Origin of the sequence: Paenarthrobacter ilicis (assembly GCF_016907545.1) — a bacterium.
GTDB classification, from domain to species: domain Bacteria; phylum Actinomycetota; class Actinomycetes; order Actinomycetales; family Micrococcaceae; genus Arthrobacter; species Arthrobacter ilicis.
The window spans coordinates 2,851,333-2,862,703 of sequence record NZ_JAFBCD010000001.1; the positions used below are offsets into that span (position 1 = coordinate 2,851,333).

Below are 11,371 nucleotides of genomic sequence, written 5' to 3' on the forward strand. Positions count from 1 at the left end.
TCAGCACCTCCCTAGAGCTTGATTTCGATGTTCACGTCTGCAGGCAGATCGAGACGCATAAGCGAGTCGACGGCCTTCGGCGTGGGGTCAATGATGTCGATCAGACGCTTGTGAGTACGCATTTCGAAGTGCTCACGGCTGTCCTTGTACTTGTGAGGAGAGCGAATTACGCAGTAAACGTTCTTCTCTGTGGGCAGCGGCACCGGGCCGACTACCGTTGCGCCTGCGCGCGTGACCGTCTCAACGATCTTCCGCGCTGAAACATCAATGACCTCGTGGTCATATGACTTCAGCCGGATGCGGATTTTTTGTCCCGCCATGTCGCCTGACTCTCTTTCAGCTAGTGCTGCTCTAGTTAGGGCTGCTCTGTTTACTTACCTGTTGATGTGGCCGCCGAGGCGTTTGAGGCAGTGCCACCACACGCCGCACAAGCTGAATCCGGATATTCCGGGTTCCTCAACCTGCCGGCGCACCGACCCCCGCGGTCGGGCGTGTCGCGATTTCCACGCAGACTCGACCGCATTCCATGGGGTTCAGGGTTATGTTTGGGCTTCTACCTGGACCCTGACACCCGGCATTATCCGGATCGGGACACGAAGAAGCGCTTGAACAACTCATCCAGTATGGCGGAAATCCGGGGCAAAGGCCAATCGTCCCCTGCAGGGGCATTGCCGGGTGGCCCGCGGCTGGGCACTATTGGGGAATGACTGTGCAGGATTCAGGCTCGGTGGAAGATCTGGCGGCCCGCCTGCCGCCGGGATTTACCCTGGGGGTGGCGGCCGCTGCTATCCAGATTGAGGGTTCAGTGGCTGCTGACGGCCGCGGGCCGTCGGGGTGGGACGCTTTCGCCCAGAAGCCCGGGGCAATCGTCGACGGCGGTTCGCCCTCCGTCGCGTGCGACCATTACAACAGATGCGATGAAGACATCGCCCTCATGCAGGAGCTGGGGGTCGACTCCTACCGGTTTTCCTTCTCCTGGCCACGCATCCAGCCCGGCGGCAAAGGTGCCTTCAACCAGCGGGGGCTGGACTTCTACGACCGCCTGATCGACAAACTGCTTGCCGCCGGAATCTCGCCCATGGCCACGTTGTTCCACTGGGATACCCCACTGGAGCTGGAGCATGCCGGCGGATGGATGAACAGGGAAACGGCCTACCGCTTCGCGGACTACACCGCAGCGGTGGCCTCCCGCTGTGGCGATCGCGTGGACAAATGGGTCACCTTGAATGAGCCCGTGTCAGTGACCGTTCAGGGCTACGCGCTGGGCGTCCACTCCCCCGGAAAGCAGCTCCTCTTCGACGCCCTGCCCTCCGCGCACCACCAACTCCTGGGTCATGGTCTCTCCGTGCTGGCTCTTCGGAGCGAAGGTGTCAAGGGAGAGGTAGGGGTGTCCAACATGCACGCCCCTGTCCAACCGGCCTCGAACAGCTTGCCAGACCGGTTGATGACGCAGGCAATGGACCACATCCTGAACAGGATCTATTCCGATGCGCTTCTTTTGGGCAGCTACCCCAAACCCCCGCTTCCCATGCGGCCGTGGTTCCGTTCCCTGGACGTGGTAGCGGACGGTGACATGGAGATCATCAACCAGCCCTTGGATTTCTACGGGGTGAACTACTACTACCCCGTCAAAGTAGCTGCCGGCCCGGGGCCCGCAGAAATACCCACCGGCACCTCCCCCGAGATGGCGAAAGTCCCCTTCCATCTGGCAGTGTTCCAGGAGTACGAGACCACCGGCTTTGGCTGGCCGGTGGCCCCTGAATACCTCGTCCAACTGCTCAGGGACATGAAGGACCGCTACGGGGATGCCTTGCCCCCGATCTACATCACCGAAGGCGGGGCCAGTTTCCCTGAACCAGCCCATGTGGACGGACCACTTCAGGACACCAACCGGATTTCCTATCTGGCCGAGCACCTGGGGCACGTGCTCACCGCAACGGGTCCAGGTGGGACTGCCGAGGATGTGGATGTTCGTGGCTACTACGTATGGACCCTGCTGGATAACTTCGAGTGGGCCGCGGGTTACTCCCAGCGCTTTGGCCTGGTGCACACCGATTTCGACTCCCTGCAGAGAACGCCCAAGGAATCCTTCTATTGGTACCGGGCACTGAGCCGGGCGCGGAACCACAACGCCTGAGCAAGGAGCCCAGGATTGTCCTACTGGTTCTTGTTGGCGCGCCGGATCCTCTTTGCCCGGTCGATCTCACCCTTGAAGTTCTTGCGGCCCCAGATGACACCGCCACCCACAGCGACAATAACAACGAGAAAAATCAGGAATTCCACAACATTCTCCTTAGGTTGACTGCAACACTACCGGACCGCTTCTCCGCCACCGGGCGTGATCCCGTTCTTGTCCACCGGGGGTTTACGGTTCAGGCGCCACACAGCCAGGGCGATGAGCGCCACGGCCACGAGGGCCAACATAGCGAAGGCATAGGAGCGAAGAGCCCACATGACGCATAGCGCAACCCCTGCAGCACCCCACCAGACGAAGGCCCGTTCCGCCAAAAGCAGCCCTGCGGCAAGAAGAACCACGTGCGCCACCAGGACGTACAGCTGTTGGGGCACAGAGCCGCCGAAGACGGTGCCAATCGAGGACAAGGACAGCATCGCGGCCGCGACGCACAGACGGACAAACCCATCGGACCGGCCGCCCTTTATATAGCGCAGTCCTGCCATAACAGCTACCGCGACGACGTACCACTGTGCGGCCCAGAACAAGTTGGGGCTGGAGCCGTCTACAAACAGCACGGCCCGCTGAAGGGCAGCGATGGAGACGACGGCCCAGATCTCTGCGGCGAACCACTTGCCGGCAGGGACTTCCAGGACCACCAGGACACCCATGGCAACCACCAGCACGAAACCCACCAAAGAGGTAGGTCCGCGGAGCAGGCCCACCCCTGCGGAACATGCCAGGGCCAGCCCTGCCGTGCCCACCAGGCTGAATTGGCGCCACGGACTGTTGGCTATCGAGGGACCCCCCAGAACCTTGCCGGCGTACAGCAGCACAGCCGTGCCAACACCGCCCAGCAGCCATGCAGCGAACCCGGCCCACACCCCCGGCGGCAAACCTTCCAGAGCCCCGGAAGCAGCCGGGACGGCTCCTGCCAGCAACGACGGAGCCGCTGCGGCATAGAGAACCGGGAGGTCTTCGAGGTGGGAAGCGACAAACAGAATGGCGGCCATCACCACCAAGGCCAATCCCACCAGGCCGTAGGAGATGCCCAGGGCCAGTGCGCCGCCGGCAACCACATTGGCGAGGGAAGCAACCAACCAGAACAGCCGCTCTTCCGGTCGACGTGACGGCGTCCCCGCGGACCGTCGCGTCAACGCCAAGCGGAGCACCACCACCACAACGGCAAGGACAAGGAGAACTGCAGGCACCTGTGCTTTGTCCAGCAGGGGCTGATGCAGCCACGTCCCGGCGGGGAAGCCCAGCGCAGGGCCAGCGGCAATAATTGCTGCACCGAGGCCTGGAACCCCGAGGTACTGTGAACCCCGCAGGAACAGGAAGCGCCACGACACTGCGGCAGAAACCAGAACCAGGGTGAACTCAAACAGGACCACCCAACGTCCACCGCCGTCGAAGTCCCTGGTGGCCAGGTAGGTGAAAGGCAGCACGAGCTGGGCTCCCAGGGCGACCCACGTTCCGGCTTCCCGGAAAGCGGCATCGATGCCACGACGACGGAGCACCATAGAGACAGCATGCTGGAGCGTGAGCAACAAGGCCAAAGCCACGGAAACTGCCGTGACTGAATCGGTCGCATCCCCCACCACCACGGCCAGGAACGCCGTGGCCAGAACCCGCAAGGCCAAGAGGTGAATACCCCGCTGCAACCTCTCCTTCAGCACGGCCGCCATGAAGGCGCTGTAGGCAGTGTAGATGCCCAGCAGAACTTCCACGTCCCGCACGTTTCCTACCCTCAAAGCCATCAGGAGGATGAAGCCTGCGGGGGCAAAGACCCAGCCCGCCTGATGTCGGCGGAAAGCCATGCCACACGCAACCGTCGCCAAAGCTGTTACAACAGCCGCAACACCGGGCTGCCATTCGCCGCGCGCGACGCCGGACCCCATCGCGCTGTCCACAGACAAAACAACACTGGCGCCGGCCATCACCAGGACAACAACCGCGGCGTCACCAAGGGAGGCCTGCGGAAATCTCTTCCTTGCAACCATGCTCAACGGCAGGAACAACTGCACCGCTCCCGCTGCCAATACCAACAACGCGGGCGTGACCGCCTCGCCCGCAACAACAATGCTGCCGCCCGCACGGACGGCGTCGGCGTATACCGACGCAGCAAGCACGGTTGCCGAGGCCCGCGCCAGCCACCAGTACACCTGGCGGTGAAGGGACGGGGCGATCCTCAAAGCGGTCACTGCCGAGTAGGCCATGCCGGTTCCCAGCACCAGATTTCCCAACGCCGCCGAGACAGCGAAGAGGCCCACAAAACCGGAAACCAGAAGGGCCGCCGGTGCCACCAGCTCAGCAAGGCCGGCACGCCACTGCCCTGAGCTCTCCACGCCTGTGCTCTCCACGCCTCGGTTCTCCTCCTCTCGCGGAAATACGAGCAAGCCCGCCGCAAGTCCGGCACAGACCACCGTTCCCACCGCGAAGGCCACAGCAGGACGGCCGGACACATCATCGAAAACCGGCAGCACCATCAATGCCGCCAGCGCCACCACGCCGAATCCGGCAACTGAGGGCACGGGAGCCATCAACCGCACTCCCCCGCGTTCCAGCACGGCGCTGAGCACCTGCTGCAGGGCCGCCGCTCCAATAAAGGCAACCACGGAGAAGGCGACCCTGTGCGGAACGTCCTCAAGAAACCCGGCGGTCGCCGCAGGCACGGCCAGCGTCAGGAAGATGCGTCCAGCCAGCACCAAAAGGGGGCGTCGGGTCCCCGGCCGGACACCAGCCCGCAGGAACCAGTAGAGTCCGGTAGCCCCCACCATGACGGCCACCGGCCAGGCACCCAAAGGACCCATGAAGGGAAGGGCTGCCGCAGCCACGACGCCGGGCGCGAACTCCACTCCCCCGCCCAGCTTCCAGCCGACCGCCATGGCGGTGGCCAGAACGAGCGCCAGAGGCAACCAGACAGCCATCCCGTAGTCACCAACGGCCAGAAGCACGGTAAGGGCAAACGCGGCGACCAGTTGCAGGCCCGAGCACGCCAAAGCGTCGGCCCTCCACAACCGCGGCGCGAACCGCTGACCGGCAAAAGCCATGCCCAATGATTGAAGACCCACGCAAATGATTGCCGCCATCAAGACGGCGGTGCTTTCCGAGGTGACGTCCCAGACCAACCCAAGCAATGAAAGCGTCAGGGCCAGCCTTGCGGCGTAAGCATGCTGGCGTTTGTGGAGCGCACCCGGCACCAAGGCCATGACGGTGAAGTAGACCCCGCAGAAGAGCATGACAAGGGCATATTCGCCGCGGGACAAAAAGACGGGAGTCATGGTCACCGCAATGGCTACTGCGGGAACAACAAACGGGTGGAGAAGCATGAGCGGGCGCAAGTAGAGGGGCGGCAACCAGCGTGGCCGCAGCAACGCTCCCAGCGTCAGCAGGATCGCCACGCCGATGAGTGCGGTGAAATACCACACCAGCGCACCGCCCAGAACGGACACTCCGGACCATGCCGTTGAGACCACAAAGGTGAGTGACAGGTACGCCAGGACTCTGCTGTCCAAACGAAGCGCCGTGAAAACGTAAACCAACGTCCCCAGCAAGGATGTCACCAACCATGCAGCTGGACCATCGTGGAGTGCAAAGTTGTACATCGCCAGACCAGTGACGGGAATCAAAGCGAGGCCGGTGCCGACGAAGGCGATGGCTGCGGGCCGAAGGCGTGGCACCTTGGCATGGACAACCATGCCGGCTCCGTAGAAGAGCGCCGTGATGAACCAGATGCCAACGAATCGGAGGAGCTCGGGAAGGCTCGTACCTACAAACAGGGCGCCGGCAGCCACCAGCAGCAGGCTGGCCACATAGAGCGTGACGTTGATGTTCTGCTGGTCGCGCTTCTCCTTGCGGGCCGCCACTTCCTCCGGCGTCTCACGGCGAACGGGGGGCTGGATGTACGCAGGACCAGAGGTGGGGTGAATGGACGCCGGAGGGACTGGCAGCGAACGAGCTGGAGCAGGCAGCGACTGAGCTGGGACGGGCAGCGACTGAGCTGGAGCGGGCAGCGAGCGAGCAGGAGCGGGCCGAACGGGCGCGGGGGTCGTTGGCTGGCCAGGTGCAGTGAACCCCGGGGCGGGCATGGGCGATTGGATGGTCGCGGGTACCTGGACAGGCTTGGCGGCGGCACTGCGGACCTTGGCCTCCGCGTCCCGCCATCCATCCATGTGACCCGCGAGGTAACCGCGACGGTATGACTCGGCATCCGCGGCGGGCTGCCGGGATGACACCTCATCCAAAGTATCTTTACGCCCCCGGGTTTTTCCGAGGGAAAAGGCGACAATCCCCATCACCGCCAGGAGCAGCAGTACGAGCAAGGCTTCCATAGGAGCTCCTCATTGTGGCCGCGCAAGCACTGCACGGTTTTATCCAATCGATAGAGTAACGATACCAAAGAGAAACCCCATCGCAGAAGCGACGGGGTTTCTCTTTCGCATAACTACCGGTTATCCCGGACAGCCAAGCATCTACAAGCAGTGACTACTTGATGATGCTGGTGACACGTCCCGAACCAACGGTGCGGCCGCCTTCGCGGATAGCGAAGCCGAGGCCCTCTTCCATGGCGATGGGCTGGATGAGCGCAACGGTCATCTCAGTGTTGTCGCCAGGCATAACCATTTCCGTGCCTTCGGGCAGGGTGATAACGCCGGTTACGTCCGTGGTACGGAAGTAGAACTGCGGGCGGTAGTTGGAGTAGAACGGGTTGTGACGTCCGCCTTCGTCCTTGGACAGGATGTAGACGTTGGCCTCGAAGTCGGTGTGCGGGGTGATGGAACCCGGCTTGACGACAACCTGGCCACGCTCGACATCGTCGCGCTTGAGACCGCGGAGCAGGAGGCCACAGTTCTCGCCGGCCCATGCTTCGTCGAGCTGCTTGTGGAACATCTCGATACCGGTAACCGTGGTCTTCTGGACCGGGCGGATGCCAACGATCTCGACCTCGGAGTTGATGGCGAGGGTTCCACGCTCGGCGCGGCCCGTAACAACGGTGCCACGGCCGGTGATCGTGAAGACGTCTTCGATCGGCATCAGGAACGGCTTGTCGCGGTCACGTACGGGGTCCGGAACGGACTCGTCGACTGCTGCCATCAGGTCCTGGACGGACTTGACCCAAACCGGGTCGCCTTCCAGAGCCTTGAGACCGGAAACGCGAACAACCGGAGCCTCATCGCCATCGAAGCCCTGCGAGCTCAGGAGCTCACGAACTTCCATTTCGACGAGGTCGAGGAGTTCTTCGTCATCAACCATGTCGGACTTGTTCAGCGCGACCAGCAGGTAGGGAACACCAACCTGGCGGGCAAGCAGAACGTGCTCGCGGGTCTGAGCCATCGGACCATCGGTTGCAGCAACCACGAGGATTGCGCCGTCCATCTGGGCAGCACCGGTGATCATGTTCTTGATGTAGTCAGCGTGACCAGGGGCGTCTACGTGTGCGTAGTGGCGCTTTTCGGTCTGGTACTCCACGTGGGAGATGTTGATGGTAATACCGCGCTGGCGCTCTTCCGGAGCGGAGTCGATCGACGCGAAGTCGCGCTGCTCGTTGAGATCCGGGTACTGGTCGTACAGTACCTTGGAAATGGCGGCAGTCAGCGTCGTCTTACCGTGGTCAACGTGACCAATGGTGCCGATGTTGACGTGCGGCTTAGTCCGCTCGAACTTTGCCTTTGCCACAGGTTCCTCCTAGAACGATTTCAAGTGAAGTGCTCCTCGGCCGCGCTTTTCGCGGCAGAAACTTTAGCAAGTCTACTTGGGGGCTTGGTTTTGGTGAAATTGCAGATTCAGGAACCAATCTTAGTTCCTGGAACCTGTTTGCGCGGGGACCGGGCTGCGACTCTCGCCGCAGCCCCGCCTCAAGCGCTTAGATGCCTTCCCGGGACCGGAATTGCATCCGTTACCGGGAGATTACTCGCCGCGGGTTTTCTGGATGATCTCGTCGGCTACTGCCTTCGGGACCTCCGCGTAGCTGTTGAACGTCATGGAGTACACAGCGCGACCCTGGGTCTTGGAGCGCAGGTCACCGATGTAGCCGAACATGCCGGACAGCGGAACGTGTGCACGAATAACCTTCACGCCTGCTGCGTCCTCCATGGACTGCATCTGGCCGCGGCGGGCGTTCAGGTCACCAATAACATCACCCATGTATTCCTCAGGTGTGCGGACCTCAACATCCATGAGCGGTTCGAGCAGAACAGGGTTCGCCTTGCGTGCAGCTTCCTTGAAAGCCATACGTCCGGCGATCTTGAACGCCATTTCCGAGGAGTCAACATCGTGGGACGCGCCATCAATCAGCGTGGCCTTGATACCAACAACCGGGTAACCGGCCAGGACGCCGTCGTTCAGTGCATCCTGGATACCGGCGTCAACGGACGGAATGTACTCGCGGGGAACGCGGCCACCAGTGACCTTGTTCTCGAACGCGTACAGCTCGCCTGAAGCGGTGTCCATGGGCTCGATCGCGATCTGGATCTTTGCGAACTGACCCGAACCACCGGTCTGCTTCTTGTGCGTGTAGTCAAGGCGCTCGACGGCGCGCTTGATGGTTTCGCGGTAAGCAACCTGCGGCTTGCCAACGTTGGCTTCGACCTTGAATTCGCGGCGCATGCGGTCCACCAGGATGTCCAGGTGGAGCTCGCCCATGCCGGCGATGATGGTCTGGCCCGTGTCTTCGTTGAGGGAGACCTGGAAGGTCGGGTCCTCAGCGGAGAGCTTCTGGATGGCCGTGGAGAGCTTCTCCTGGTCACCCTTGGTGTTGGGCTCGATGGCAACCGAGATCACGGGCTCCGGGAAGCTCATGGACTCGAGGACGATCTGGTTGCTGGAATCACACAGGGTGTCACCCGTGGTGGTGTCCTTCAGACCGATGGCTGCGTAGATGTGGCCGGCGGTAGCGCCCTCAACAGGCATTTCCTTGTTGGCGTGCATCTGGAACAGCTTGCCGATGCGCTCCTTCTTGCCCTTGGTGGAGTTGACCACCTGGGCACCTGCTTCAACGTGACCGGAGTACACGCGGACGAAGGTGAGCTGACCGAAGAACGGGTGCGCAGCAATCTTGAAGGCGAGGGCCGAGAACGGCTCGTCTGCAGAAGGCTTACGGGTGAGTTCCTTCTCTTCGTCGCGAGGATCGTGACCGATCATCGGGGGGACGTCGAGCGGGTTCGGCAGGAAGTCCACAACAGCATCAAGCATCGGCTGAACGCCGCGGTTCTTGAAGGCAGAGCCACAGAACACGGGGTAGAGCTCGGAGTTGATGGTCATCTTGCGGATGCCGGCCTTGATTTCCTCGAGGGTGAGTTCTTCACCTTCGAGGTACTTCTCCATGAGTTCTTCGGAAGCTTCAGCCACAGTCTCAACGAGCTGTGCGCGGTACTCTTCGGCCTTGGCCTGGAGGTCCGCAGGAATTTCCTGCACTTCGTAGGAAGCACCCATGGTGACGTCACCCTTTGCGTCGCCAGGCCAAACCAGGGCGCGCATTTCAAGGAGGTCAACAACACCGATGAAGTCGTTCTCGGCGCCGATGGGCAGCTGCATGACCAGCGGCTTGGCACCAAGGCGGGAGATGATGGTGTCCACGGTGAAGTAGAAGTCTGCGCCCAGCTTGTCCATCTTGTTGACGAAGCAGATACGCGGGACGTTGTACTTGTCAGCCTGGCGCCAAACAGTCTCGGACTGCGGCTCCACGCCTTCCTTGCCGTCGAACACTGCAACTGCACCGTCGAGGACGCGCAGGGAGCGCTCAACCTCAACCGTGAAGTCCACGTGGCCCGGGGTGTCGATGATGTTGATCTGGTTCTGGTTCCAGAAGCAAGTCACGGCGGCAGACGTGATGGTAATGCCGCGTTCCTTTTCCTGTTCCATCCAGTCAGTCGTCGAAGCGCCGTCGTGCGTTTCGCCGATCTTGTGGTTCACACCCGTGTAGAACAGGATGCGCTCGGTAGTGGTGGTCTTGCCGGCATCAATGTGGGCCATGATGCCGATGTTGCGGACCTTGTTAAGGTCGGTAAGCACGTCCTGTGCCACGGGGTCTCCCTTTCGGATGGACTACACGTCCGCCGCCGACTCAGCTGAGCCGGCGGCGTCCGGGAAGTTTTACCAGCGGTAGTGTGCGAAGGCCTTGTTGGACTCGGCCATCTTGTGGGTGTCTTCGCGACGCTTCACAGCGGCACCAAGACCGTTGGAGGCATCCAGGATTTCGTTCTGGAGACGCTCGGTCATGGTCTTCTCACGGCGGGCCTTGGAGTAGCCCACGAGCCAACGCAGAGCGAGGGCGGTGGAGCGGCCCGGCTTGACCTCAACCGGAACCTGGTAGGTTGCGCCACCAACACGGCGTGAACGAACCTCAAGAGCAGGCTTGACGTTGTCCATGGCCTTCTTGAGAGCGGCAACGGGGTCGCCGCCGGACTTGGCGCGTGCACCTTCAAGTGCACCGTAAACGATGCGCTCTGCGGTGGACTTCTTGCCGTCAACCAGAACCTTGTTGATCAGCTGAGTGACCAACGGGGAGCCGTAAACGGGATCGGAAACTAGCGGCCGCTTCGGGGCCGGACCCTTGCGAGGCATATTACTTCTTCTCCATCTTTGCGCCGTAACGGCTGCGGGCCTGCTTGCGGTTCTTGACACCCTGGGTGTCGAGCGCGCCGCGGACGATCTTGTAGCGGACACCCGGGAGGTCCTTCACACGACCACCACGAACGAGCACGATGGAGTGCTCCTGGAGGTTGTGGCCAACGCCGGGGATGTAAGCGGTAACTTCCACGCCACCGTTGAGACGCACACGTGCCACCTTACGGAGAGCCGAGTTCGGCTTCTTGGGGGTGGTGGTGTAAACGCGGGTGCAAACACCGCGGCGCATCGGGCTGCCCTTCAGCGCGGGAGCCTTGGTCTTGGAGACCTTCGGCGTGCGGCCCTTGCGGACCAGCTGGTTAATCGTAGGCACTTTCGTGTTCTCCGTTGTTTGATCTCTGCCCCCACACATCGGCGCCAGCCGTTGTAAACGTGGGAACTTTGGCGTTGCTCGTGCAGCCGGCCGAAACTCCGGTAGGCGTGCAAAAGTGCGGCATTCGCTGCGCATGTTGCCCGCAACCCGGAAACAGGCTCCACCCAGCACCATGAGAACAAAACCAAAATGATGCTGCGGCGGCCTTCATCCACTGCCACACAGAACAATTACCCAAAAGTCTAGCACGGCTTGAT

8 protein-coding genes are annotated in these 11,371 nt (G+C 61.9%); 1 reads left to right on the forward strand and 7 read right to left on the reverse strand.

Annotated features, from left to right (window positions below):
* Positions 1 to 11: 11 nt before the first annotated feature.
* Complete coding sequence (gene rpsJ, locus JOE60_RS13045; protein ID WP_003803825.1) at positions 12 to 320, reverse strand: 30S ribosomal protein S10; 309 nt, start codon at positions 318 to 320, stop codon at positions 12 to 14.
* Positions 321 to 703: 383 nt separating this feature from the next.
* Between rpsJ and JOE60_RS13050 the strand changes: the two genes are divergently transcribed.
* Positions 704 to 2,137: a GH1 family beta-glucosidase gene (locus JOE60_RS13050; RefSeq protein WP_167263531.1), complete on the forward strand. Its 1,434-nt coding sequence runs from the start codon at positions 704 to 706 to the stop codon at positions 2,135 to 2,137.
* A gap of 20 nt (positions 2,138 to 2,157) precedes the next feature.
* Here the strand turns inward: JOE60_RS13050 and JOE60_RS18500 are convergent, their stop codons facing one another.
* The 6 genes from JOE60_RS18500 to rpsL all read right to left on the reverse strand — a co-directional run bounded on the left by JOE60_RS18500 (position 2,158) and on the right by rpsL (position 11,114).
* Positions 2,158 to 2,283 carry a hypothetical protein gene (locus JOE60_RS18500; protein WP_275588237.1) on the reverse strand — a complete coding sequence of 42 codons (126 nt, stop codon included), beginning with the start codon at positions 2,281 to 2,283 and terminating at the stop codon, positions 2,158 to 2,160.
* Between the two features lie 27 nt (positions 2,284 to 2,310).
* The gene (locus JOE60_RS13055) at positions 2,311 to 6,507 is read right to left on the reverse strand and encodes a hypothetical protein (protein ID WP_167263533.1); all 4,197 of its coding nucleotides are present in this window, start codon (positions 6,505 to 6,507) and stop codon (positions 2,311 to 2,313) included.
* Between the two features lie 154 nt (positions 6,508 to 6,661).
* Positions 6,662 to 7,852 (reverse strand): elongation factor Tu, encoded by a 1,191-nt coding sequence (gene tuf, locus JOE60_RS13060; protein WP_167263535.1) that lies wholly within the window; start codon positions 7,850 to 7,852, stop codon positions 6,662 to 6,664.
* Positions 7,853 to 8,083: 231 nt separating this feature from the next.
* On the reverse strand, positions 8,084 to 10,198 hold the full coding sequence (gene fusA, locus JOE60_RS13065; protein WP_167263537.1) for an elongation factor G: 2,115 nt from the start codon (positions 10,196 to 10,198) through the stop codon (positions 8,084 to 8,086).
* 69 nt (positions 10,199 to 10,267) lie between these two features.
* Positions 10,268 to 10,738: a 30S ribosomal protein S7 gene (rpsG, locus tag JOE60_RS13070; RefSeq protein ID WP_167263539.1), complete on the reverse strand. Its 471-nt coding sequence runs from the start codon at positions 10,736 to 10,738 to the stop codon at positions 10,268 to 10,270.
* 1 nt (position 10,739) lies between these two features.
* Positions 10,740 to 11,114, reverse strand: a complete 375-nt coding sequence (gene rpsL, locus JOE60_RS13075; RefSeq protein ID WP_009358312.1) for a 30S ribosomal protein S12 — start codon at positions 11,112 to 11,114, stop codon at positions 10,740 to 10,742.
* Between the last annotated feature and the right edge of the window lie 257 nt (positions 11,115 to 11,371).

What these genes read in the sequence shown, in the direction of transcription:
- rpsG (WP_167263539.1), bottom strand. Translation starts at nt 10,738, where the DNA reads ATGCCTCGCAAGGGTCCGGCCCCGAAGCGGCCGCTAGTTTCCGATCCC.
- JOE60_RS13055 (WP_167263533.1), bottom strand. Translation starts at nt 6,507, where the DNA reads ATGGAAGCCTTGCTCGTACTGCTGCTCCTGGCGGTGATGGGGATTGTC.
- rpsJ (WP_003803825.1), bottom strand. Translation starts at nt 320, where the DNA reads ATGGCGGGACAAAAAATCCGCATCCGGCTGAAGTCATATGACCACGAG.
- JOE60_RS13050 (WP_167263531.1), top strand. Translation starts at nt 704, where the DNA reads ATGACTGTGCAGGATTCAGGCTCGGTGGAAGATCTGGCGGCCCGCCTG.